Here is a 24587-nt window from a genome sequence, read left to right as displayed (position 1 = left end):
AGCCCGGTGTGCAGCATCCGAGCGACGGCGGGCTGGGCCCTGAGCAGCCGGGAGCCGCGCGCCGCGCTTCGGGCCGCCCGCCGCTGGGCCCGCAGGCCCGTCGCATCCTGCCGCTGCTGGGTGCGCTGAGCCTGGTCCGGACGCTGGGCATGATCGCCTTCGCCACCGGGCTCGGCGCCCTGATCGCGGCCCTGGCCGCCGACGGCTTCGCCGCCCAGGCCGCGCAGGGCACGACCAGCTCGCAGGGACTGGCCGAATTCATCGGCACCGGCCTGGTCCGCATCGACGGACTGCTTCCGGGAGCCTGGCTCGGCGACGGCCCGTGGTGGAGCTGGCCCGGGCTCTGGCTCGCCGCGCTCGGCGCGACGCTGCGGGCACTGGCGCAGTGGGGCACCGCGGTGGCAGCCCGTCGTGGCGCTGCCGGCACCATCTCCCAGATCCGCTCGCGCCTGATCCTGCGCCTGCTCGAGAGCGGATCGTCGACCACCGGCTCCGAGGCCCCGTCGGCCGGGCCCGAGGACCACGCGGGGGCTGCCGCAGTGCTGGTCTCGCGCGGGCTCGGGGCGCTCGACGACTACTACGTCCGCGCCGTGACCGCCATGGTCGCCACCGGGGTCGCTCCGGCAGTGCTGTGGCTGTGGATCCTGCTGCACGACGGGGTCAGCGCCCTGATCGTGGCGCTGACGCTGCCGCTCGTGCCCGTGTTCATGATCCTCATCGGGCGCACCACGCAGGATCAGACGCGGCGCGCGCAGGACGCCCAGCTGCGCCTGTCGCGCCACATCGTGGAGCTGGCTCGCGGGCTGCCCGTGCTCGTGGGCCTGCGCCGCGACCGCGCCCAGGCCCGCGCGCTCGCGGATCTGGACGACGAGCACCGTCGCAGCACCATGCAGACCCTGCGCTCGGCCTTCCTGTCCTCGCTGGCCCTCGAGCTGATCACCACGCTGTCGGTAGCTCTGGTGGCCGTGTTCATCGGCGTGCGGCTGGTCGAGGGCGGCATGGGCCTGGACACCGCCGTGATGGTCCTGCTGCTGGCCCCGGAGTGCTATCAGCCCCTGCGCGATGTCGGCACCGCCTACCACCAGTCGCAGGAGGGCGTCGAGGCCCTGCGCCGCTCCGAACGGCTGCTGTCGAGCCCGTCCGGAGAGCCGGCGACCGAGCGGGCCTCCGCGGCCGAGCGGCCGGAATCGGCAGGCACCGCAGCGGTCGCGACTGAGGGGCAGCCCGCTCAGCTGCTGGTGGAGGGGCTGCGAGTCCGCCACGACGGCCGCGCCGAGACGATCGGGCCGCTGGATCTCAGCGCCTCGGCAGGGCGGATCACCACGCTGAGCGGCCCGTCCGGGGCCGGCAAGACCACCGTCGTCTCGGCGATCGCCGGGCTGATCCCTCGGGCTCCTCGTCGTGGCGCCGATCGGCGCGACCGGTCCGGTTCGGGCGCCGAGCCGGGGCACCAGGACCCCGCGGCCGCCGGCGTGATCGACGGGCGCATCGTGCTGCCCGGCCCGGTGCGCCTGGTGCCTCAGGCGCCGGCCTTCGTGGCGGGGACGGCGCTCGATGAGATCGCCCTGTGCCTGGCGCCCGAGCACGCGGCGGCCTTCCTCGAGGCGCAGCCCACGATCCCGAGTCGCGGTGCGCAGCCGGAGCCGGGCTCCTCCGAGCATGCCCTGACGGAGGGGCCGAGCGGACCGTCGGTGCTCGCAGGCCGCACGCGCGCGGCGTCGCTGCTGGCCGGCGTCGGGCTGTCCGGTCTGGAAAAGCTCGCCCCGGAGGCTCTGAGCGCGGGCCAGGCCCGGCGTCTGGCCGTCGCCCGCTGCATGGCCTCCGTCGAGGCGCTGGAGCGCACCAGCCCCGGGGAGACCGTCACCGTGCTGGTCGACGAGCCGACCGCCCACCTCGACCAGGACGCCGCCGGCATGATCACCGCCGGGCTGCGGGGGATGGCACGGGCCGGTGCGATCGTCGTGGTCGTGACGCACGACGAGGGCCTGATCGGCGACGCCGATCACCGCCTCGAGCTCTCGGCACGGGGGGCCCGGGTCCTCCCGGACTCCGATCGGCGGCCGTCGTGCTCCGGACCCCATGAGAACGCGGACCCCGTCGAGACCAACGCAGTGCAGCGCGGACACGCTGCGGAGGCGGACGCGCCGGGCGAGCAGCCGGACGACCGCGGGCAGCGGCTGCCAGGACCCTTCGCCACGGTGCGCACGGTCCTGCGCCTGAGCGGGATCTCCTGGTCCCGGGCCGTGCTCAGCGCAGCCCTCGCCGTGGCCGCGATCGGCTTCGGCGCCGCGCTGACCGCGCTGTCGGGCTGGCTGATCGTGCGGGCGGCACAGCAGCCCGGGATGATGTACCTGCTGGTCGCGGTCACCGGGGTGCGCTTCTTCGGTCTGGGGCGTGCCGTGCTGCGCTACCTCGAGCGGCTCATGAGCCACGACGTCGCCCTCCGGGCAGCCGGGCGCCTGCGCCTGGGGGCATGGGAGGCCACCGGCCGCACAGCGCTGGGGCTGCGCGCCATGCTCACGGGGGAGGTCTTCCTGGACCGGCTGATCACCCATATCGAGGACCTGCGCGATGCGCTGCCCCGGATCCTGCTTCCCCTCGCCGCGCTGGGCCCGGTGCTCGCGGGAGCCGTCGTCGTCTGCCTGCTCACGGTCCCTCAGGCCGTGGCACCCGTCGCCGGCGCGGCGGTGCTCAGCGCCGCGGCGGGGCCGACGCTGCTGCGCGGGCTCGACGCGCGCGCGGAGGCCCGTCAGCACGAGGCCGCGGCGGCCGCGCTGCGCCTGAGCTCACGGGCGCTGCAGGCCGCACCGGATCTGCGGGTCGCGCAGCTGGGCGCCGCCGTGGGTGCCGCCGTGCGAGCCCAGGACGACCGGGGGCGGCGCGCCGCCCAGCGCGCGGCCTGGGTCAGCGGCCTGGGCGAGGGGCTCGCCGTGCTGATCTGGTTCGCGGCCGCGATCGCCGTCGTGCCCCTGGCCTGGGGGCCCGTGGCCTCGGGGGAGGTCTCGGCCGCCGTGGCCGCGATCCCCGTGCTGCTGTGCACCGCCATGGTGGAGCCGGTCGCCCAGGGCTTCGAGGCGGCGCGCCAGTGGCCGCACTTCGCAGCACTGGTGCGGGCGGTCGGACGGACCCAGCCTGCTGCGCATCTCGCTCGGCCGGAGGAGACGGACGAGCCGGGGGCGCGGGACGGCATCGTGGACGGGTTCGAGCGCCTGGAGCTGGAGGGGCTCAGCGCTCGGTGGCCCGGGATGCACCGCGATGCCTTCTCGCGGCTCAGCGGGCAGATCCGTCCGGGACGCTGGTGGGGCATCACGGGGCCGTCGGGCTCCGGCAAGTCCACCGCGCTGGCCGTGCTGCTGGGCTTCCTCCCACCGAGCTCCGGGACGATCCGCCTCGACGGGCAGCCGATGCCGTCGCAGCGTCTGCGCGGTGTCTCCGCGTGGTGCCCGCAGGACGCATACATCTTCGACTCCACCCTGCGCGGCAACCTCTCCCTGGCCCGGGAGCGTGCGGAAGCCCCCACCGACGCGCAGATGCTCGAGGCGCTGGAGAGGGTGGGCCTGGGCGGATTCGCGGCCGGTCTGCCCGAGGGCCTCGAGACGAAGGTGGGAGCAGGCGGCCAGCGGCTCTCGGGGGGACAGCGCCAGCGACTGGCCGTGGCCCGCGCCATGCTCACGCGCTCGCCGGTGCTGCTGCTGGACGAGCCCACGGCGCACCTGGACGCGCCCACAGCACGTCAGGTCATGGCCGCCCTGCACGATGGCGCGCATGCGGCCGACGCCCAGGGCGTGGTGATCATCTCGCACCGGCCGGAGGACGTGCGCCGCTGCGATGCCCTGACCCGGCTGAGCTGAGCAGGGCTCTGCTCGTCCTGGGAGGGGCAGGGCTCAGACGAGGCCGCCTCGGACGGGCTTCAGAGCCGCGCGGCGCGCAGGAAGTCGCTGTGCACCTGAGCACCGAGCTGGAACGTGGCCGTCCCTACCCGCTGCAGCCCGGCGCGCTCGTAGAAGGCGTTGGCGCGCTCGTTGCGGTCGTTGACCTGCAGCCACAGGAAATCGGCGCCGATCCGCCGCCCCAGCTCGAAGCACTCCCGCATCATGGCGGTGGAGGCTCCCGTGCCGCGCGCCTCGGGCAGCAGGTAGAACTTGGACAGGAACAGGCCCCTGCCCTGCACGAGCGGCTGGGAGCGGTCCAGGCCGTCGTCATCGGGCAGGGCCTTGTCGAGCAGCAGCAGGGCGTAGCCGATCGGCGTGCGCTCCTGGCGGGCGATCAGCACCCGGCTGGCCGCAGCGTCCAGGTGGCCGCGGAAGGCCTCCTCGGACAGGCTCGTGGCCACGAACTCGTCGATCGCGGCCGGGTCGGCATCCTCGGGCGTGGCGTGCACGAAGGTGCGCCGGGCGATCTCGTGCAGCGCGGCGGCATCGTCCAGCTCCGCGCGCTCGATCACGACCTGGGGCTGCTCGGGGCTCAAGCCTGCTCCTCGCTCTCGACATCGCCGTCGGCGCCCTCGGCAGCGGACGCGGCGGAGGACACCGGGCTCCACGCAGGGCCGATCGCGTCCGGCAGCTGCTCCACGCCCACGCCGGAGCCGTCGCGGCGTCCGAACTCGGTGGGCAGGCTGCGGGCCACGCCGGCGGCGGAGACCGCCTTGGCGGGCCCGTGCCCGGCCCAGGCGAGCACGAGGCCGGTCTCTCCGCTGAGCAGCCGCTGGCAGCGCACACCGGCGGTCGCGCGGCCCTTGGACGGGTACTCGGACAGGGGAGTGACCTTCACGGAGTAGCCGCCCATCTCTGGCAGGGCCTCGGAAGAGCGCGCGTAGGTGACCACGCGGGCGTCGGGATCCTGCGAGGCCACCGGCCCGAAGAACACGACGGAGTCGTCGTCGGCGAGCTTGATGCCCGCGACGCCGCCGGCGGTGCGGCCCTGGGCGCGCACCAGCTCGGCGGAGAACGTCAGCAGCTTGGCCTGCGCGGTGATGAACACGAGCTGGGCCGAGTCGGGAGCCGGGCCCATGCCCACGACCTCGTCGCCGTCCTTGAGGTTGATGACCTCCCAGTCGTCGCGGTTCAGCGGGTGATCCGCGTTCAGCCGCTTGACCACACCCTGACGGGTGCCCATGGCCACGATCTCGTTCAGCGCGGCGAGTCCGATCAGGCGCTCGCCCTTGGCCAGGGACAGGAAGTCCTTGGCGGCGGTGCCCTCCTCGAGCCGGGGCGCGCCGTCGTAGGAGCTCAGCGCCGGAAGGTCCATCACGGGCACGCGGATCATCCGACCGCTCGAGGTCAGCGCGCCGATCTCCCCGCGGGCGGAGGTGGCCACCACGGAGCGGAGGGCATCGTGCTTGAGCCGGCGCCCCGGCTCGGCCAGCGGCGTGCGGTCGTTCGTGCGCGCCATGCGCCCGGTGCTGGAGAGGAAGACCCAGCAGGGGTCGTCGGCGATCTCCAGCGCGGGCCCGGCCGCGGCCTTGGCGGCGGGGGCGGCCAGCAGCGCGGGAGCCTCATCGGCCTCGAGCAGGCGGGTGCGGCGGTCGTCGCCCAGCAGCTCGGCGACGGCGGCGAGCTCGCCGGAGACGACCTCGCGCAGCCGGTCCTCGGAGGCCAGGATGGCCTCGAGCTCTGCGATCTCCCGCTCCAGCTCCTCCCTCTCCCGCTCGAGCTCGATCCGGGAGAACTTCGTGAGCTGGCGCAGGCGCAGCTCGAGGATGTGATCGGCCTGCAGCTGCGTGAGATCGAAGATCGTCATGAGGCGCTCGCGGGCCTCGGCAGTCTGATCCGAGCCGCGGATGATCTGGATGACCTCGTCGATGTCCACGATCGCGATCAGCAGGCCCTCGACCAGGTGCAGCCGGTCGCGGCGCTTGCCCAGGCGGTGCGCGGTGCGACGGCGCACGACCGTGAGCCGGTGCTGGTTGTACACGCGCAGCATCTCGAGCAGCCCTAGCGTCTGCGGGCGGCCGTCGACCAGGGCCACGTTGTTGATGCCGAAGGACTCCTCGAGCGGCGTGTGCTTGTACAGCGCCGCGAGCACCGCCTGCGGATTGAAGCCGTTCTTGATCTCGATGACCAGGTTCAGCCCCTTGGTCCGGTCGGTCAGATCCACCACGTCCGAGATGCCGGTGAGCTTCTTGGACTGCACCGCGGACTTGATCCGGTCGATGACCTTCTCCGGGCCGACCATGTACGGCAGCTCGGTGACCACGATGCCCTGCTTGCGGGGGGTGACCTGCTCGATCGAGACGGCGGCCCGCGTCTTGAAGGAGCCGCGGCCGGTGCGGTAGGCGTCGCGGATCCCGTCCAGGCCCACGATCTGACCGCCGGAGGGCAGATCGGGTCCGGGGATGTGCTTCATGACGTCCTCGAGGCTCGCCTCGGGGTGCTCGAGCAGATGGCGCGCGCCGGCGACGGCCTCGCGCAGGTTGTGCGGGGCCATGTTCGTGGCCATGCCGACCGCGATGCCGGTGGTGCCGTTGACCAGCAGGTTCGGGTAGGCGGCCGGCAGCACGGAGGGCTGCATGAACTGGTTGTCGTAGTTGGGCACGAAGTCGACGACGTCCTCGCCGAGATCCGCCGTGAGCTGCAGCGCCGCCGGCGCCAGCCGGGCCTCGGTGTAGCGCGAGGCCGCCGGGCCGTCGTCAAGGGAGCCGAAGTTGCCGTGCCCGTCCACCAGGGGCATGCGCTGGGCGAAGGGCAGGGCCATGCGCACCATGGCGTCGTAGATCGCGGAGTCGCCGTGGGGGTGCAGCTTGCCCATGACCTCGCCGACCACGCGGGCCGACTTCACATGACCGCGATCCGGGCGCAGGCCCATCTCATCCATCATGTAGAGGATGCGCCGCTGGACGGGCTTGAGGCCGTCGCGGGCGTCGGGCAGGGCCCGGGAGTAGATCACGGAGTACGAGTACTCGAGGAACGAGTCCTCCATCTCCCGCGTGACGTCGATGTCGACGACGTTGCCCTCGAAGTCCGCGGGCAGCTCGTCGAGCGCGGACTTCTGGGCCTTGCTCCTGCGTGGGGCCATGGGGTGGTGCTTCTCCTCAGCCGCGGTCCGGCGCCGCGATCGATGCGCGCGGAGACCGCGCGCGGAACTGTTGCCCGAGACCAGTGCTCGGGAGCGCATCCTCTGTAGCCTTCAGTCTATGGTCCCGGATACCGCACCCGCCGACAGCCCCCAGCCCTCCGGCCAGCAGGCCGCGCCCGACCCGGGCTATCCCAAGCACTGGGAGGCGGACGTCGTCCTTCGCGACGGCGCCACCGCGCACCTGCGGCCCATCCGCCCGGAGGATCAGCAGCTGCTGCTGGACATGTTCCACCAGCAGTCCGAGAACACGATCTACCTGCGGTTCTTCTCCCACAAGACCACGCTGACCCGCCGCGAGCTGGCCCGCTACACCACGGTGGATCACCGCAACCGCGTGTGCTTCGTGATCCTGCTGGGCACGCAGCTGATCGGCGTGGGCCGCTACGACCGTGCGGGCAGCGCCCCGGAGGCCGAGGTCGCGTTCCTGATCTCGGATGCGCACCAGGGCCGCGGGATCGGATCCATCCTGCTCGAGCACCTGGCGGCCGCCGCCCGGGAGAACGGCATCGACCGCTTCACGGCGGAGGTGCTGCCCGAGAACCGCTCGATGCTGAACGTGTTCGTGGAGGCCGGCTACGACGTCGCCCGGCGCTTCGACGACGGCGTGGTGGCCCTCGACTTCTCGATCGACCCCACGGAGCGGTCCCTGTCCGTGATGGCCTCGCGAGAGCACCGCGCCGAGGCCCGCTCCACCGCCCGGCTGCTCACCCCGAGCTCGATCGCGGTGGTGGGCGCGTCGTCGGATCCGACGAACGGCGGGCACACGGTCGTGGCGAACCTGGTGGCCGGCGGGTACACGGGCAGGCTCTACGGCGTGAACCCCACGCCCTTCGAGCAGGAGGGCATGACGTACGCTGCGAGCCTCGAGGACATCGACGGAGAGCTGGACCTGGCGATCGTCACGGTGCCCATGGACGCGGTGCTCGAGGTCGTCGAGGCGTGCGGGCGCGCCGGTGCCCACGCGGTCGTGGTGATGACCGGCGGCTGGGCGGAGTCCGGCCGCGAGGGCGCCCAGCGCCAGCAGCGGCTCGTGGCCGTCGCCCGCCGCCACGGCATGCGGGTCGTCGGGCCGGCTTCGCTCGGCGTGGTCAACCACAGCGCGGAGATCTCCATGGACGCCACGGTGCTGCCGGCCGTGCCGGGGGAGGGAACCCTGGGGCTGTTCAGCCAGTCCGGCGCTCTGGGCATGCTGCAGACCTCGGCTGCGCTGCGGCATCGCGTGGGCGTGTCGACCATGGTCTCGGCCGGCAACCGCGGCGACGTCTCCGGCAACGACATGATGCAGTTCTGGGAGGACGACCAGGCCACCGCGGTGTGCGGGCTGACCCTGCAGTCCTTCGGCAACCCCCGCAAGTTCTCGCGCATCGCCCGTCGCCTGGCCCTGACCAAGCCGGTCGTGGTCGCCAAGTCGGACGTCGCCGGGCTGCGCCTGCCGCCCGGGCACACGGGCCGCACCACCGAGGCCCCCGCTGGGGCGCTGGATGCCATGCTCGACCAGGCCGGGGTCATCCGGGTGCCCACCTCCGATCTGCTGATGGACACCGCGGTGGTGGGCACCTCCCAGCCGCTGCCGCGCGGTCAGCGCACCTCCCTGGTCTCCAACGCCATGGCACTGGCCAGGCTCATGGAGGACACCGCCACGGGGCTGCAGATGCCGCTGGCCCGCCTGCGCGACCGCGTGGACACCTCCATGGGCGGCCAGCAGGCCCTGCAGGCCCTGGTGCGCGAGGTCGCCGAGGCCGTGGCGGATCCGCGCAGCGACGCCGTGGTGGTCGCGACCATGCCGATCCGCGGCATCTCCGGCGACGAGCTCGCCGACGCCGTGTGCGCCGCGATCGCGCAGCGGGGCGAGGACGACGAGCGCGCCGCCAAGCCCGTGGTGCTGGCCGTCACCGGCGATATCGCCGGCGGCGCCTCCTCGCGGGTGCACACGGACCCGCAGGGCCGCACGCTGCCGGTCTTCCAGGCGCCGTCGACGGCCGTCTCCGCGCTGCACGGCCTGCAGCGCTGGGCCCGCTGGCGCGACGAGGAGGACGATCTGGTCACCGTCCCGGAGGACATCGACGCCGAGGGCGCCGAGGCCATGATCGAGCGCTGGTCGCAGGAGGTGCGCGGCGAGATGCTGCTGCGCCTGGACCGGGAGCGGACGGCGCAGCTGCTGGGCGCCTACGGCATCTCGGTGCTGCCCACCGCGCGCTTCACGGACATCGACGACGGCCTGGCCGCCGCGGCACGGATGGGCTACCCCGTGGTCCTCAAGGCCGCCGACGAGCATCTGCGCAGGCGCCTGGATCTGGGCGGCGTGCGTCTGAGCATCGACACGCCCGAGCAGCTGCGCGAGGCTGCGACCTCCATGCGCAGGGAGGTCGGCGCGGGCACCGAGCAGCTGGACGTCCAGGCCATGGCACCCACCGGCCAGGCCGTGGTCCTCACGGCCACGGAGGACCCGCTGATCGGCCCCGTGCTCTCCTTCGGCGTCTCAGGAGACGCCGTGTCGCTGCTGGATGACCTGGCCCATCGCGTGCCGCCGCTGACCGATCTGGAGATCCGTCGCATGGTGCGCGAGCCCAAGGCCGCGCGGAAGCTCTTCGGCCACGAGGGACAGCCGCCGCTGGACGTCGCACGGCTCGAGGAGCTGATCATGCGGGTCTCGCTGCTGAAGGATCGCCACCCGCAGATCGCCCGGCTCGAGCTGAACCCGGTACTGTTGTCCAGTCAGCGGCTGACGGTGCTGGATGCCGACATCCGACTGGGCAACGCCCAGGACCGAACGGACAGTGCACGACGAGCGATGCGGAGGTGAGCGGGCCATGAGCGATACCATCGCCGGCCGGTACACGCTCATCGATCCCATCGCCCGCGGCGGCTCCGGGACGGTCTGGCGGTCCTGGGACCAGCGGCGCAACCACGTGTGCGCCGCAAAGGTCCTGCGCCAGCGCGACTCCGCCGACCTCCTGCGCTTCGTGCGCGAGCAGTCCGTGAAGATCGATCACCCGCATGTGCTGGCCCCCTACGGCTGGGCGGCCGAGGACGAGCACGTCGTGATCGCCATGGATCTCAGCGACGGCGGCACCCTGGAGAACGCGATCCAGGACCACGGCGCCTTCTCGGACAAGGTGGCCGAGGAGATCCTGCGCCAGCTGATCTCGGCCCTGCAGTTCGTGCACGCGGAGGGCTGGATCCACCGCGACGTCAAGCCCGCCAACCTCATGATGGATGCCACGGGCACGGGGCGTCCCCTGGCTCGACTGGCCGACTTCGGCATCGCCACGCAGGGCGAGGACGCCCGCCTGACCCGCATCGGCACGGTCGTGGGAACACCCGGCTACATCGCCCCCGAGCTGCTCGGGGGAGCGGATCCGGATCCCTCGCAGGACCTCTTCGCCGCCGGCGTGGTGGCCATGCGCATGGTCCGCCCGGACGCCGAGCGCGGCATCACCCCCACCCCCGAGGATGCCCTCGAGGCCTTCGGCGAGGACTCCCTGCTGGGTGCCGAGGTGGCGGCGCTGCTGGACCCCGATCCCGCGGTGCGCCACGACGGCGCCCTGTCGCTGATGGAGCGGCTCGAGTCCTCTGCCGAGGAGGACTTCGGGCAGGCGACCACCCGCGACGGCGAGACCTTCGAGATCTTCCAGACCCTGGACCCGCTGCCGGAGGCCTGGCAGGACATCGTCTCGGGCCACGCCGAGCCGCCCAAGCAGGAGCGCACCGGGGAGAACATCTCGCAGTCCGGTGAGGCCGGAGAGCGCACCCCGAGCACCACGCTCGTCCCGCAGCAGCCCGGCGCCCAGCAGATCGATGCCCCCGCGGGCGGCCGCCTCAGCGGAGGCTTCGGCACGCCTCCGCCCGGTGGCGTGCCGCTCGTCGGCCCCAGCTCAGGCCCGGCCGGCACGGCGCTGAGCGGCATGCCCTCGGGCCTGGGCGGCGATGGCCGCGAAGTCCCGGCGCAGGCCCCGCCCGTGGGCGGCGGGACGGCGAGCGCTGCCGTGCTGGGTCCGCTGCCGCAGGGCCAGCACAGCCGAGCGGCCCTGCTGGGCACCGTCCCGGTCGCGGATTCGGGCCGTGCGACGGCCCCTCAGCGCAGCATCTCGTGGGCCGGCGCCCACACGCCGGCCTCGGTCCCCGTCCGCCCGCAGGATCAGCCCGCCCACGTGCCGGGCGCTGCGGGAGGAAGCGCCGGGGCGACCCTGCGCGAGCAGCCCTCGAGCCCCAGCACCGCCCCCGGGGCGCAGGTGCCGCTCGGCGGTGCGTCCCTGGGCAGCGCCCCTGCTGGCGGCGCCTCCCGGACCACCGGCTACACGGCGGCGCCGGCCTATTCCGGGGGTGCCTCAGGGAGCCCGGCCGCGGGGTCGTCGGGCTCCGGCGCCAAGAGCGGTCCGCTGTCGTTCATGGGAGTCAACGGCGCCGGCGGCTGGGTCGTCATCGGCTGCGTGGGCGCGGTGCTCCTCGCGGCCGCGATCCTGATCGTGGTGCTGATGAGCCCCGGGGGCAGTGAGGACCCGCCCCCGACCGATCCCACCTCGAGCGGCACGGAGGAGTCCACCGGCGTTCCCACCACGTACGTCACCCAGGACCCCGAGGACGGCGGCATGGGCGGCACGCAGCTCGGCGGCTCCGGCGGCAACTCCTTCGGCGGCTGATCCCCGGCAGGCGGTGACAGGGCGAGGATCCACAGCACGAGCAGCGCCCTTCTCGCAACTCGCAGACACGTCCCTTCAGGAGGGAACCAGGCAGATGACGCAGTCAGGACCGCGCGGCGAGCAGCTGCGCCAGGACATCGAGCGCGCCGGCTACTACCCGCAGCTCGTGATCGACGTGATGGCCGACGCCCTGGACGGGGCGGCCCCGGAGTCGCACCTGGTCCAGCTGGAGACCACCTTCGACCGCGATGAGGTCCACCGCCACATCACAGTGCTCGTGCTCGCAGAGGGCCTGCTGCACATCACGCACGTCGATGATCAGGAGTACGACCAGGAGGGCCAGGAGGTGCTGGCCCTGGCCTCGACCGAGTCCGTGGCCGCCTCCCGGGTGAACTCCGTGACGCTGACCTACGCGTACTACAAGCCGCAGCAGTACCGCACCGGCCACCCGATCAGCGAGGTCAACCTCAACATCGCCTGGACCGGCACCCGGAACATCGATCTGCAGCCGGCCGGCTGCGAGGACCCCCAGTGCGAGGCCGACCACGGCTACACGGGAGTCAGCGCCGTGCAGGACGTCGCTCTGCGGATCAGCGCGGAGGCCGACGGCGTCGAGGCGGTCGAGGGCGCCCGCGAGTTCGCCCGCAGCCTGCGCCGCAGCGCCGTGGAGCGGGTCGGACGATGACCGGCTCCGCCGGCGACTCAGCCGGGGCGGACTTCTGGGCCGTCCCGCCGGAGCAGGAGCCTCAGGCCGCGATCGCGCGCCCTCCTCGCTACGGATCCCGCAGCATCGCCGACGTCATGACCTCGGCGGCCGCAGCGATCGGGGCCGAGGGCTTCGAGGACGTGCTGGGGCTGCCGGCCTCCCAGCGCATGGTGGTCGTGCTGGTGGACGGGCTGGGGCTGGAGCAGCTCGAGGCCCGCAGCTCGTACGCCCCGTTCCTGCGCGGTGCCGAGGACCTCGGCGAGCTCGACGCCGCCTTCCCGTCCACGACCGCCTCGTCGCTGGCGGCGCTGGGCACCGGGCTGCCGGTGGGCGTGCACGGTCTCACCGGCTACGACTCCTATTCCCCGCAGCTGGGGCAGACGGTGAATATGCTCGGCGGCTGGGATCCGCGGGTGGATGCGCTCGTGTGGCAGCCGCGCGACACCGTGCTGCAGCGCCTCGAGGCGCAGGGCCTGGACGCCGTGACGGTCAGTCGCGGCAAGTTCCAGGACTCGGCTCTGACGCGAGCGGCGCTGCGCGGCGGGCGCTTCGTGGCAGCGGACGGCGTGTTCGCCCGTACCAAGGCGGCCCAGGAGAACCTGCGGGCCGGTCAGCGCGCACTCATGTACTTCTACTGGGACGACCTGGACAAGACGGGGCACCGCCACGGCTGGGGCTCCTCAGAGTGGATCCACGAGCTGGAGGAGCTCGACAGCTCCCTGCGCCGCCTGTGCGCGCGCCTTCCCGGGTCCACCTCCGTGGTGCTCACCGCCGATCACGGCATGGTCGACGTCCCCCGAGAGGGCCGCGTGGATCTCACCCAGGTGCCCGGTCTGCTCGACGACGTCCGCACCAGCGCCGGTGAGCCCCGCTGCCTCCAGCTGCACCTGGAGCCCTGCGAGTCCGCGCAGCAGCGTCAGCAGCTGCAGGAGCGGGTCCGTCAGCGCTGGGAGGCCTCGGAGCTGGGGGAGCGGGTGCGTGTTCAGACGCGGGAGGAGCTGCTCGACGGCGGCTGGTTCGGCCCCGTCGAGGACCTGCGCCCCGAGGTCGTGGGACGCATCGGCGACCTGGTGATCACGCCGCTGGAGGATGACCTGGCGCTGCATGACCTCTCCCGCATCGGTCCGCAGACGCTGCAGATGGTCGGTCAGCACGGCGCCGTGACGCCGGCCGAGACCAGGGTCCCGCTGCTGCGCCTGGCCTGAGGCCGCAGACGAGCTTCCGACAGGCGTTCGGCCCCCTTCCTCCTCGAGGAGACAGGGGGCCGATGCGCATCCCGGGAGGGTCCTCAGTCGTTCTTGGCGCCGAAGACGATGTCGTCCCAGCTGGGCACGGACGACCGGGTGCGCTTGGCGCCGCCGACCCGACCGCGCGGGCGAGGACGACGATCGCCGTCCTGCTGGCTGACCTGCGACTCGTCCTCGGGCTGATCCTGCGGGGAGGCCGCAGCCTGGGTGGGCTGCTCCCGAGAAGCGTCGCGCCGATCGTCGGCAGCGGAGGCGGAGTCCTCGTGATCGTCAGCGGCAGGCTCGGACCGCACGGTGCTCAAGCGAGGCGCTGCGGGCTCGGTGTCCTCGTCGGTGATCTCCACGATGTCGGCGTGGTGCTGCGGGGCACCGGCATCCGCCCGGCCCAGGTGGTGGATCGTGGCCTCGTGGTGGTGCGTGGGATCCGAGTCCTCGACCGGCTCCGACGGCCGGTCCTGATCGACCGGCCGCTGGATGCGCGCGTCCTCCTGGGACTCGGCGGGGGAGGCGCTGCGGTCCTGGTCCGCCGACTCGGCCGGCTCGACGGGGTCGCCGCCGGCGGAGGACTCGGGCTGGGCACGGTGGCCCGGCTGGATCGTCCGGTCGAAGAGCCGAGCATCGTCCGGTGCGGAGATCGGGCGCGGGCGGGAGTCCACGTGGCCCATGGAGCGGCCGAGGATCTCTGCGAGCTGGTCGTCGGAGCCCTCGTCGGCCCCCAGGCGCTGGCCGCGGCGGGTCTCCAGGACCTCGAGCAGCTCCTCGGTGGTGCGGGCCTCGTCCTCGCGGTGCAGGCGATCGGCACCCGGGTGCGATCCGCCCTGCGCCGCCGGGGCGGGCTCGTCGGCACTCGGAGCTGACGAGGCGTCGCCGTCGGAGGTGCCCGGATGGGCGTCCTCGGTGGAGGAGGCCGTGGGGGCGGCAGTCTGGCTCGAGGCGGACGGACGGGCGGCGTCGTCGCTCGCGGTGCCGACAGCGGCTGCCGAAGCCGCCGGGCGGCGCTGGCCGAAGACATCGTCGCGCGGGGCCTCGGGCTCGTCGTCCCCGGTGAGGTGCTGGGCCCAGCCGGGCTCAGGGCTCACGGAGAGGTTGGCGGGGTTGAAGACCCACTGCGCCAGCGACTGCTGGTCCACGAGGTCCTGCGGCGCTTTGGCGGGATCGACCACCCGGAAGCGCACGGCCACGGTCCACAGCAGATCGGGACGCTGCCAGGCATCCCAGTCGAAGGAGGTGGGGGCGATCCCGAGCTGAGGGGCACGGGACTGCAGCGTCTGGGCCAGGCTCAGCGGCGCGCTGTCGAAGGCGGAGCGGTAGCCCTCGGTGCGGCGCGCTCCGAGCTCGACCTTCTGGGCCTCTCGGGCCATGTGCGAGCGCTCGGCGATGATCGGCCATTCGTAGCGGCGCACGCGCTCCGGCTCCCAGCCGGACTCCTCGACGATCTCCTCGACGGACGCGCCCGAACGGAACCGGGCCTGGATGTCGCGGGGGCCGAAGTCAGCGCCCTGGCGCTGGCGGCGCGCCGGGACGCGGCGTGCTCGCTGGACCGCCTGGCGCAGCTGCTGATCCACTGCCAGGAGGCTGCGGCGTCCGGAGGAGTCGCTGAGCACCAGGTGCTCGCCGTCGTCGTGGACGCCTTCCAGGCGCAGCTCGTCCATGCTCATCCAGCCTTCCGCAGGTCTCTTGCTCCGGGGGACGCCGTGGTCGGCTCCGCCTCTCGGGGGAGCCGGTGCCGGCCCAGCCGGCGGACGCGTCCCGGTCCGCATCTGCGCAGAGTCTAGTGGTCGTGGGCAGACTGCGCGCATCGGTGGCCTGCACGGCGCGCTGCGCCCGGACTCCACGGACCCTTCGGAGCCGGCTGGAAGCCGCACAGAGGCAACCGACCGGCAACAATTCTGTCGTGAGCGGACGCATTGGTCTTTCCGAGGCCCATAGTGAACAATCCTCCTCACGTGAGGCAGGTATGCGCCCGCGAGCCCGCCCTCCACGGACCGCGGCCGGCTGTCGCCGCGCCTCATGTCGACGTCTTCACTGCAAGGATTAGGGATCACATATGGCAACTGATTACGACGCTCCCCGCAAGCAGGAGGAGGAGCTCAAGGAAGACTCGATCGAGGAGCTGAAGACTCGCCGCAACGAGACCCAGCACCCCAATGCGGACGAGGACGATGAGGCCACGGCCGCTGACAGCTACGAGCTGCCCGGTGCCGATCTGTCCCACGAGGAGCTCTCCGTCGTGGTGCTTCCGGCTCAGGAGGACGAGTTCACCTGCGGGTCCTGCTTCCTGGTGCGCCACCGCTCCCAGATCGCCGAGGAGAAGGACGGGATGAAGATCTGCGTGGAGTGCGCAGGCTGAATCCGACGAAGACTGACTGCCGGATCGCAGGCCGCTGAAGCCTGAGACCCGCACAGGACAGAAGAAGCCCTCGACCGCCGCGGCGGTCGAGGGCTGTTTCGTCTGCGCGCCCGTCGGCTCGAGGGCCTCAGCCGACCAGGGCCTGGGCGAGCTCGTGCGGATGGCGAGTGGCGGTGAGCCAGTACGGGGTGGGATCCACGGGGTCGATGATCTCGATGCGGCACATTCCCGAGGCCGAGGCCGAGAAGTTCATGTAGGCCCGGGCATCCAGCTCGGGACCGCGGACGCGGCGGACGTCGTCGGGATCGGTGAAGGCCTCCACCTCACCCACGAATCGGCGCTCGATGCTCGCCCGGCCCACCCGCAGGAGATCCTCGGTGACCACGATCGAGGAGGCCCGGGAGTAGACGATGACGGGGGCCAGGATCAGCGCGATGACACCGCCGAGGATCCCGAGCCAGGTCGCGATGGGGGCCAGGGCGATCACCACGGAGCCGGCCAGGCCCAGGAACAGCAGCCACATCCACCACGCCGGGTTCAGCTTCTCCCGGTAGAGCACCTCGTCGTCAGTCATGGGCACCATCATCCCATGAGCGGATGGCTCGGCCGGACGACCGGGTCCCGTTCCCGAGTGGCTGGAGGCGGCGCGGCGTCTACAGTGGGGCACTGTGCTGACCGACCCCTCACGCCCCCAGGACCACGACGACTCCGCCGCGCTGCGGATGCAGGTGCGCCGGCTGGACGCCGATCTGCCGCTGCCTCGCTATGCCAAGCCCGGCGATGCGGGGCTGGACCTGCGCGCCAGCTCCGATGCCGTGCTCGATCCCGGTGCCCGCGCCCTGATCGGCACCGGGCTGGCCATCGCCGTGCCCGTCGGCTGGGTGGGCCTGGTCCATCCGCGCTCGGGACTTGCCGCCAAGCACGGCATCACCGTCCTCAACGCGCCGGGCACGGTGGACTCCGGGTACCGCGGCGAGATCATGGTCACGCTGCTGAACACCGATCTGCACACGCCCTTCCGCATCGAGCGCGGCGACCGCATCGCCCAGCTGCTGCTGCAGCGCGTCGGCACGGTCGAGCTGGTCGAGGTCGACGAGCTCGAGGACAGCGACCGCGGCGAGACCGGATTCGGGTCCTCCGGGACCCGCTGAGTACGCGCCGCGCCCCGCGCGGCCACTGACAGGCTCCGGGCCGTTCCCGGGCACCGCCGCCCCGACCGGGCGGCGCATGACGCATCGAGGAGGCACCGACGTGTTCGGACGCAAGAAGAAGGACGCCGAGCCCACGGCTCCGGCAGAGGAGCAGGTCGAGCAGGACGGCGCCGAGGCGCAGGACGACGTGCGCGCCCGCGGGCCGTGGGACATCTCGGAGATCGAGGACCGCGAGGGGCGCATGGACTTCGGCTCGCTGCTGATCCAGCAGCAGCAGGGGATCGGCATCCGCCTGGAGGTCACGGAGAAGGGCAACCGCCCGCGGGCGGTGAACCTGGATCACAAGGGCTCGACCGTGCAGCTGCAGGCCTTCGCCGCCCCCCGCACGACCGGGATCTGGGCGGAGATCCGCAAGGACCTCGTGGACTCGCTCAAGCGCAGCGACGGCGCCCCGCAGGCCGTCGAGGGCCCGTTCGGCACCGAGCTGCGAGCCCGCTTCCCCGCGACCACCAGCGACGGCACCAAGGGCTACCGGCCGGCGCGCTTCATCGGGATCGACGGCCCCCGCTGGTTCCTGCGCGCCGTGATCTCCGGTCCGGCGGCGATCGAGCCCACGGCCTCCGCCGAGTTCGACGAGCTGATCCGCACCGTGATCGTGCGTCGCGGCGGGGACCCCATGCCCCCGCGCGATCTGCTGCCGCTGCAGGTCCCCGAGGGCGTGGAGCCCAAGGCCGTGGCCAAGCGGCGCGCCGTCCGCCGGCAGGCCTCGGGCCAGGGTCAGTCCCAGGGCACCGGCTCAGCCGCAGGCGGTCCCGCTCCGAAGGCGCCGCCACAGCGCGGGCCGGAGATCACCGAGACGCGATGAGCACCCAAGCCACCGGCGACGCCGACTCCCGGCTCGGCAGCGATCACGAGACCGCTGCCGAGGACTGCCTGCACCCCGGTCCGGCACCGGTCACGGCCTCGCACCCGCGCATCGTGGCGCTGGAGGAGCCTGCGGCCTCGCTGGCCGAGGCTCGGGCGGCGTGCGGCGAGGACCGCGCCTCGCGCGGCGGCGCGCGCCGACGCGTGCGCGCCACGGGGCGGGTCGCCGAGATCCGCGTGGCAGCGGCCACCGAGCGTCCCGCCAGCGAGGCCCTGCTGCTGGTCCAGGACCGCAGCGACCCGGAGGGCCGGCCCACCCTGCTGCGCCTGGTCTGGCAGGGCCAGCGCTCCGTGCCCGGCGTGCGCGCCGGAACGGAGCTGTCGTGCTCCGGGCTGCTGTGCAGCGCCGGGGACCAGCCCACCATCTTCAACCCGCGCTTCGAGATCATCGCCCGGAGGACCTCGTCATGACCACGCCGGCCCCGGGTCCCGAGCAGGACCCGCAGCACGAACCGGAGCAGGCCCGCGATCAGGACCCGACGCCCGAGCAGCGCCCCACGCTGGCGCAGTCCATGACGGCCTACGCCCAGAGATCCCGCGTACGCCGCGGCGAGACGGGTCAGCTCGACGTCCTGCACGCCGTGGGCGGTTGGCGCGGGTTCGCCGAGGCGATCGTGCCCGGTGCCGTCTTCCTGGGCGTCTACATCTTCAGCCAGTCGCTGGCCGCCGCGCTGATCTGCGCGCTGGGCGCTGCCGCGCTGTTCACGATCGCCCGCCTGGTGCAGCGCCAGACGCTCATCCAGGCGCTGGCCGGTCTGATCGGGGTGCTGGTCTGCGCCTTCTTCGCCTGGCGCAGCGGCGATGCGATCGACTACTACGTGACCGGACTGTGGATCAACCTGGCGTACTTCCTCGGCCTGGCCCTGTCGATCGTCGTGGGGTGGCCGCTGCTGGGCGTGCTCTTCGGCTTCGTGCGCGGCGAGGGGATGGACTGGCGCCAGGACCCGCACCGGATGCGCGGCTACCGGCTCGCCACCGGCCTGCTCGTGGCCATGTTCGCCGCCCGCCTCATCGTGCAGGTGCCGCTGTACTTGACCGATCACGTGACCGGGCTGGGCATCGCCCGGCTGGCCATGGGCGTGCCGCTGTACGCGGCGGTGCTGTGGATCGCGTGGCTGATCTCGCGCCCGGCGGCAGTGGTTCCCGATGTTCCGGAGGACGCGCTGCAGCGCTCCGATTCCGAGCCCCGCGAGCCGAAGGATCCCGACATCACCCGCTGAGGACGGCGGGCGCGGCCCGCGTCACTGGAGCGCGGGGCCGGAGGGCTCGCCAGGGATCTCCTCCTCGAACGGGTCCTCGGGGGCCCAGGGCAGCTGCTGAGCGCGGGAGTGCGTCGCCGAGCCCAGCAGCTGCCTCAGCTCGTCCTCACCGGTCCCGGAGACCAGGAAGAACAGCTCGTCGTCGGCTTCGATGACGTCGTCGCGGCTGGGGGCCAGCGGCTGGCCGTCGCGCAGGATGGCCACGGGCACGGCCTGGGCCGGCCACGGGACGGTGCCCACGCGGGAGCCGATCGAGGGGTGATCCGAAGGCACCGTGAAGGCGCTGAACGAGGCCGAGGCCTGCTGCATGGTCAGCACGCTCACCACGTCGCCGATCTCCACGGCCTCCTCCACGAGCGCGGTCATCAGCCGCGGCGTGGACACGGCCACGTCGACGCCCCAGGAGTCGTCGAAGAGCCACTCGTTGCGGGGGTTGTTCACGCGCCCGACGGTGCGGGGCACGCCGAACTCCGAGCGCGCCATCAGCGAGACCACCAGGTTCACGCGGTCGTCGCCGGTGGCGGCCACCACGACCTCGGTCTCGTCCAGCCCGGCATCGGCCAGCACGCGCAGGTCGCAGGCATCGCCCACGCTCCAGCTGGCGCCGGGAGCATCGACCCGGCCCACGGCCTCCGGCTTCTCGTCGATGATCAGGACCTCGTGACCGCTGCGCGCCAGCTCGCGGGCGATCGAGGAGCCCACGGCCCCTGCTCCGATGACGGCGACCTTCATCGTCGTGCCTCCGCTGAATCGACGGGTCCGAGCAGGCCCTCCTGGCCGGCATCGCGGATCTCGGGGGAGGGCTCCGCGGCCAGGACGCGCACGATGTCGTCGATCTCATCGACTCGCATCATCGCGTGGACCAGATCGCCCTTCTGATAGGTAGTGCGGGCGCCGGGCAGAACGCCCTCGCCGAAGCGGGTGATGAACGCGACGCGGACGTCTACGGCCTTCTCGATGGCCGACAGCCGCAGCCCGGCCCAGCCCTCGTGCAGGGTCAGCTCGCCGAGCTGCAGGCGGCCCGAGGCCTCCTGGAAGTCCCCGGAGATCGACTGCTCGGGAAGCAGCCGGCGCAGCACCTGATCGGCGGTCCAGCGCACGGCAGCCACCGTGGGCACGCCCAGGCGCTGATAGAACTCGGCGCGGGCGGGGTCGTAGATGCGGGCGACCACGTGGGCCACGTCGAAGGTCTCGCGGGCCACGCGGGCGGCCAGGATGTTCGAGTTGTCCTCCGAGGACACCGCCGCGAAGGCGTAGGCGCGCTCGATCCCGGCCCGGCGCAGGACGTCGCGATCGAAGCCGTGACCGGTGATGGACTCGCCGCCGAAGGAGCCGTGCAGCTTGCGGAACGCCTGCTCGTCCTGGTCGATCAGGGCGACGGTGTGCCCGGAGTCCTCGAGGGCCCGGGCTGTCATCGCACCGACGCGTCCGGCGCCCATGATCACGAAATGCGGCATGGGGCCAAGGGTAGGTCACGCGGGCGGGCCGGGCCTGCCGAGCCACTAACCTGTCCCCGTGACGAAACTGCGCGCGCTGCGGACCGCTCTGGTGGGCAGGCCCTACCACAACGAGCGCTACGAGGACACGGCCCTGTCCAAGCGCGCGGGGCTTCCGGTGTTCTCGGCGGACTCCCTGTCCTCGGTGGCCTACGCCCCGGACGAGATCGTGCTGACGCTGGCCCTGGCCGGGGCCTCCGCCGTGCTGCTCTCGCCGTGGGTCGGCCTGGCCGTCGTCGTCGTGACCGTGATCATCGTGCTGGCCTACCGGCAGAACCTTCGCGCGTACCCGTCCGGACAGGGCGACTACGAGATCGCGACCTCCAACCTGGGCGATCGCGCCGGCGTGGTGGTCGGCGCGTCGCTGATGATCGACTTCACCCTCGTGGTCGCGGTGTCCATGTCCGCCGCGGCGCAGTACCTGGCCGCTGCGTTCCCGGGGCTGATCGATTTCCGGCTCGAGATCGCGCTGGCCGGGATCCTGATCGCCGGGCTCCTGAACCTGCGCGGGCTGCGGTTCATGGGCCGCGCCGCAGCCGTGCCCACGTACCTGTTCGTGGCCGTGCTGCTCGCCATGATCGGCACCGGCCTGTACCAGTCGGCCACCGGCACCCTGGACCGCGCGGCCTCCGCGGACTGGGAGGTCCTGCCGGTGGAGGTCCCCGACGGCGGCTGGACGGGCATGGCCCTGGCGATCCTGGTGCTGCGGGCGTTCTCCTCGGGTGCTGTCGCGGTGACCGGCGTGGAGTCGGTGGCTGGCTCCGTGCCGTTCCTGCGCCGCCCGCGGGCCGCCAACGCCCGGATCATCCTGACCGTCATGGGCGTGCTCTCCGTCGTGCTGCTGCTGGGCACCGTGTACCTCGCACGCGCCACGGGGGTCCAGCTCGTGCTGGATCCCGAGCGCCAGCTGCGCATGGACGGCCACGCCCCGGAGGCGGACTTCTATCAGAACCCCGTGCTCGGGCAGCTCGCCCGGGCGATCTTCGGCCTGGACACGCCGCTGTACTACGTCGTGATCCTGGCAACCGTGCTCGTGCTCGTGCTGGCCGCCTCGACCGCCTTCACGGGCTTCCCGGCGCTGGCCTCGCGGCTGGCACGGGATTCGAGCCTCCCGCGGCAGTTCGCCGCTCGCGGCGATCGCTTCGCGTTCACGAACGGCATCGTGGTGCTGCTGGTGGTGGCGGCGGTGCTGACCGCCGTATTCGGCGCCAACGTCAACGCCCTCGTGCAGCTCTACGTGGTGGGCGTGTTCGTGTCCTTCACGCTCACCCAGTTCGGCATGGTCCGGCACTGGCGGCGCCACCGGCGCGCCGAGCCCACGGTCTCCGGGCGGCGCCGGATCGTGGCCTCGCTGGGGCTGGCCGTGCTGGCCGCGGTGATCTCGGCCGCCGTGCTGGTGGTGGTCATGACCACGCGGTTCACCCAGGGCGCCTGGATCACCGTGGTGTGCATCGTGGCGCTGTCGCTGTTCATGAGCGGCATCCGACGGCACTACGACGCCGTCGACGACGCCCTCCAGCTGGCTCCCGACTCACCCGTGCTGGCGCTGCCCTCGCGGGTGCACGCCATGCTGATCGTGCCGTCGGTGCGCAAGCCGGACATGCGCGCCCTGGCCTATGCCCGGGCCTCGCGGCCCTCCACGCTCGAGGCGCTCGTGGTGGATGTCTCCGCCGCGCGCACCGCCCGGATCCTGGAGCAGTGGCAGCGCCTGGAGATCCCCGTGCCGCTGCGGGTGCTGGATGCGCCCTACCGCAGCTCGACCCAGCCGGTCATCGACCACCTGCGCCGGGTCCGCAGGCGCTCGCCGCGCGATCTGGTGGTGGTCTATCTGCCGGAGTACGTGGTCTCCACCTCCTGGGAGCGCTTCCTGCACAACCAGGCCACAGGAGCGCTGCGCAGCCGCCTGCGCCACGAGCGGGGCGTCATGATCGCCTCCGTGCCCTGGCACCTGAACACCCTGGGCGCGCAGGTCTCCTCCGACGAGGACGCCCCGCACGAGCAGTCATCAGAGGCCCCCGCCCAAGTCACCCGGCGCGCCGCCCGCCGCCGACGCCGGCGCCGGGCCGACCGTGAGGCCCTGGCCGCCCGCTCCCGCACCCCACGACGACGGCGCCGCCGCCCAGCCGACCGCGAGACCCCGGGTGCCAGCTCCCGCACCGCACCGACCGATGGAGACGACGCATGACCGACAGCCCTCAGCACCTCGAGCTCGAGCTGGGACCGCTGGCCCACGGCGGGCACACCGTGGCGCGCACCCAGGAGGGACGCGTGGTGTTCGTGCGTCACGGGGCCCCCGGCGAGCGGGTGCGCGTGCGGCTGAGCGAGGCCCAGGACGAGGCGCGGTTCTGGCGCGGCGATGTGGTCGAGGTGCTCTCCCCGGTGCAGGGGCGCCGGGCGCGGCATCCCTGGGAGCCGGCAGATTCGATGCTGAGCTGGGCCTCCGGGCGCGCTCCCGTCGGCGGGGCCGAGCTCGGGCACCTGGAGCTCGAGCTGCAGCGACGGCTGAAGACCGAGGTCCTGCGGGAGCTGCTCGGCGGGATCGGGGGCTTCGAGCCAGAGCAGCTCGAGGCGCTGGACCCGAGGGTCGAAGCCCTGCCGGGGGAGACGGACGACGGACTGGGCTGGCGCACGCGCGCCCATTTCGCGGTCGATGAGCACGGCCGGGCCGCCATGCATCCCCACCGCAGCGACGAGCTCGTGCCAGTCCAGGACTTCCCCCTGATGACTCCCGCGCTGAGCGCCCTGCGGATCGGCGAGATCGACTGGTCCGGGGCGACACGGCTCGATCTGGCGGGTCCTTCTGCAGACGCCCCCACGGTGGTCGTCACCGCCGCGCACCCGTTCGACGAGGACCTCGTCCGGCGTCTGCGCGAGCACGCGCTGCCGGCTCTGCAGGTCGCCCACGCCCGGGCCGGCGGGGAGGGGGAGATCGGACTCGTGCTCAGCGCCGACACCTCCGCCGGCTCCCCGCGCCGCGAGCCCCTGGTGCTCAGCGGGACCGGACGCACCATCGAACGGATCGGGCAGCGCACCTGGGAGGTCTCCGCCGGCGGATTCTGGCAGGTCCACCGCAGTGCGCCCCAGCATCTGCTGGGGCTCGTCGAGCAGGAATCCGGGCTGAGCGCGGGCGAGGACGCCCTCGATCTCTACTCGGGCGCGGGGCTGCTGACGGCTGCCCTGGCCGAGGCCGTGGGGGAGGCCGGCTCGGTGCTCGCCGTCGAGGGCTCCCCGCTGACCTCCACGGATGCGGCCCGCCGCTTCGGCGAGTACCCACAGGTCGAGGCGGTCACCGGCTCCGTCGAGGACGTCCTGGCCCGCCGCTGGCCGGAGCTGGTGCGGATCCCGCAGCGGAGGCGACGCGGCGGCCGTCCGTCGCGGGGCCGGCGCGGCGCAGCGTCGTCGGTGCCTTCGCGGCGACCGGACGTCGTCGTGCTGGATCCGCCGCGCGCCGGTGCCGGCAAGGTCGTGGTGGATGCGATCGCAGCCCTCGAGCCGCGCCGGATCGTGAGCGTGTCCTGCGATCCGGCCACTGCCGCGCGCGATCTGGCTCGGTTCCGCCACCGCGGCTGGCAGGTGCGCAGCCTGCGCGGCCTGGACCTGTATCCGAACACGCATCACCTCGAGACCGTGACCGTCCTCGAGCGCAGCTGAGGGTCGCCTTACTTACCATAGATCGAGCCCGAACGGGAGGTTCGGCGAGAAATCCGTGTCCGGATGGGGATATATTGGCAGGAGTCCGC

Annotated in this window: 18 protein-coding genes; 12 read left to right on the top strand and 6 right to left on the bottom strand. The window is 72.9% G+C overall.

What is annotated here, in order from left to right:
- Positions 1-8: 8 nt before the first annotated feature.
- A complete protein-coding gene (cydC, locus tag QSJ40_RS08015) occupies positions 9-3851 on the top strand; it encodes a thiol reductant ABC exporter subunit CydC (protein ID WP_285730026.1) in 3843 nt (1280 codons plus the stop codon).
- A 59-nt stretch (positions 3852-3910) separates the two neighbouring features.
- Here cydC and QSJ40_RS08010 read toward each other — a convergent pair whose 3' ends face one another.
- Both QSJ40_RS08010 and QSJ40_RS08005 read right to left on the bottom strand, forming a co-directional pair.
- Positions 3911-4468, bottom strand: a complete 558-nt coding sequence (locus tag QSJ40_RS08010; protein ID WP_006214880.1) for a GNAT family N-acetyltransferase — start codon at positions 4466-4468, stop codon at positions 3911-3913.
- The gene (locus tag QSJ40_RS08005; protein WP_285730023.1) at positions 4465-7014 is read right to left on the bottom strand and encodes a DNA gyrase/topoisomerase IV subunit A; all 2550 of its coding nucleotides are present in this window, start codon (positions 7012-7014) and stop codon (positions 4465-4467) included. Before QSJ40_RS08005 ends, QSJ40_RS08010 begins: the two co-directional genes overlap by 4 nt.
- Positions 7015-7132: 118 nt before the next feature.
- Between QSJ40_RS08005 and QSJ40_RS08000 the strand changes: the two genes are divergently transcribed.
- The 4 genes from QSJ40_RS08000 to QSJ40_RS07985 all read left to right on the top strand — a co-directional run bounded on the left by QSJ40_RS08000 (position 7133) and on the right by QSJ40_RS07985 (position 13625).
- On the top strand, positions 7133-9877 hold the full coding sequence (locus tag QSJ40_RS08000; protein WP_006214882.1) for a bifunctional acetate--CoA ligase family protein/GNAT family N-acetyltransferase: 2745 nt from the start codon (positions 7133-7135) through the stop codon (positions 9875-9877).
- A gap of 7 nt (positions 9878-9884) precedes the next feature.
- Entirely contained in the window at positions 9885-11714 is a 1830-nt protein-coding gene (locus tag QSJ40_RS07995) for a serine/threonine protein kinase (RefSeq protein ID WP_081609523.1), read from the top strand.
- A gap of 94 nt (positions 11715-11808) precedes the next feature.
- A complete protein-coding gene (locus QSJ40_RS07990) occupies positions 11809-12399 on the top strand; it encodes a DUF5998 family protein (RefSeq protein ID WP_204781852.1) in 591 nt (196 codons plus the stop codon).
- Positions 12396-13625: an alkaline phosphatase family protein gene (locus QSJ40_RS07985; protein ID WP_206390643.1), complete on the top strand. Its 1230-nt coding sequence runs from the start codon at positions 12396-12398 to the stop codon at positions 13623-13625. The genes QSJ40_RS07990 and QSJ40_RS07985 overlap by 4 nt, the downstream gene beginning before the upstream one ends.
- Before the next feature lie 83 nt (positions 13626-13708).
- On the opposite strand, the gene sepH is transcribed toward QSJ40_RS07985, so the two are convergent.
- The gene (gene sepH, locus QSJ40_RS07980; protein WP_285730013.1) at positions 13709-15325 is read right to left on the bottom strand and encodes a septation protein SepH; all 1617 of its coding nucleotides are present in this window, start codon (positions 15323-15325) and stop codon (positions 13709-13711) included.
- Between the two features lie 389 nt (positions 15326-15714).
- On the opposite strand from sepH, the gene QSJ40_RS07975 reads away from it, so the two are divergent.
- Positions 15715-16017 (top strand): DUF4193 domain-containing protein, encoded by a 303-nt coding sequence (locus QSJ40_RS07975; protein WP_006214887.1) that lies wholly within the window; start codon positions 15715-15717, stop codon positions 16015-16017.
- Between the two features lie 127 nt (positions 16018-16144).
- Here QSJ40_RS07975 and QSJ40_RS07970 read toward each other — a convergent pair whose 3' ends face one another.
- Positions 16145-16591: a DUF3093 domain-containing protein gene (locus QSJ40_RS07970; protein ID WP_006214888.1), complete on the bottom strand. Its 447-nt coding sequence runs from the start codon at positions 16589-16591 to the stop codon at positions 16145-16147.
- Between the two features lie 148 nt (positions 16592-16739).
- Here QSJ40_RS07970 and dut point away from each other — a divergent pair, with 148 nt between their 5' ends.
- The 4 genes from dut to QSJ40_RS07950 all read left to right on the top strand — a co-directional run bounded on the left by dut (position 16740) and on the right by QSJ40_RS07950 (position 19312).
- Entirely contained in the window at positions 16740-17168 is a 429-nt protein-coding gene (gene dut, locus QSJ40_RS07965; RefSeq protein ID WP_036307953.1) for a dUTP diphosphatase, read from the top strand.
- Positions 17169-17268: 100 nt separating this feature from the next.
- Complete coding sequence (locus tag QSJ40_RS07960; RefSeq protein WP_024290331.1) at positions 17269-18033, top strand: DUF3710 domain-containing protein; 765 nt, start codon at positions 17269-17271, stop codon at positions 18031-18033.
- Positions 18030-18503: a hypothetical protein gene (locus QSJ40_RS07955; RefSeq protein WP_006214891.1), complete on the top strand. Its 474-nt coding sequence runs from the start codon at positions 18030-18032 to the stop codon at positions 18501-18503. The genes QSJ40_RS07960 and QSJ40_RS07955 overlap by 4 nt, the downstream gene beginning before the upstream one ends.
- Entirely contained in the window at positions 18500-19312 is an 813-nt protein-coding gene (locus QSJ40_RS07950) for a DUF3159 domain-containing protein (protein ID WP_058872218.1), read from the top strand. The genes QSJ40_RS07955 and QSJ40_RS07950 overlap by 4 nt, the downstream gene beginning before the upstream one ends.
- A gap of 21 nt (positions 19313-19333) precedes the next feature.
- Here QSJ40_RS07950 and QSJ40_RS07945 read toward each other — a convergent pair whose 3' ends face one another.
- Both QSJ40_RS07945 and QSJ40_RS07940 read right to left on the bottom strand, forming a co-directional pair.
- The gene (locus QSJ40_RS07945; protein WP_058872219.1) at positions 19334-20083 is read right to left on the bottom strand and encodes a potassium channel family protein; all 750 of its coding nucleotides are present in this window, start codon (positions 20081-20083) and stop codon (positions 19334-19336) included.
- On the bottom strand, positions 20080-20808 hold the full coding sequence (locus QSJ40_RS07940) for a potassium channel family protein (protein ID WP_024290333.1): 729 nt from the start codon (positions 20806-20808) through the stop codon (positions 20080-20082). The genes QSJ40_RS07945 and QSJ40_RS07940 overlap by 4 nt, the downstream gene beginning before the upstream one ends.
- A 58-nt stretch (positions 20809-20866) precedes the next feature.
- Between QSJ40_RS07940 and QSJ40_RS07935 the strand changes: the two genes are divergently transcribed.
- Together QSJ40_RS07935 and QSJ40_RS07930 are read left to right on the top strand one after the other, a co-directional pair.
- Positions 20867-23032 (top strand): APC family permease, encoded by a 2166-nt coding sequence (locus tag QSJ40_RS07935; RefSeq protein WP_235586834.1) that lies wholly within the window; start codon positions 20867-20869, stop codon positions 23030-23032.
- A complete protein-coding gene (locus QSJ40_RS07930; RefSeq protein WP_058872221.1) occupies positions 23029-24498 on the top strand; it encodes a class I SAM-dependent RNA methyltransferase in 1470 nt (489 codons plus the stop codon). Before QSJ40_RS07935 ends, QSJ40_RS07930 begins: the two co-directional genes overlap by 4 nt.
- The last annotated feature ends 89 nt before the right edge of the window (positions 24499-24587 follow it).

This window comes from Kocuria sp. NBRC 114282 (genome assembly GCF_030268385.1).
Classification (GTDB): Bacteria; Actinomycetota; Actinomycetes; order Actinomycetales; family Micrococcaceae; genus Kocuria; species Kocuria palustris.
This window is presented reverse-complemented; position numbering and strand designations above follow the sequence as displayed.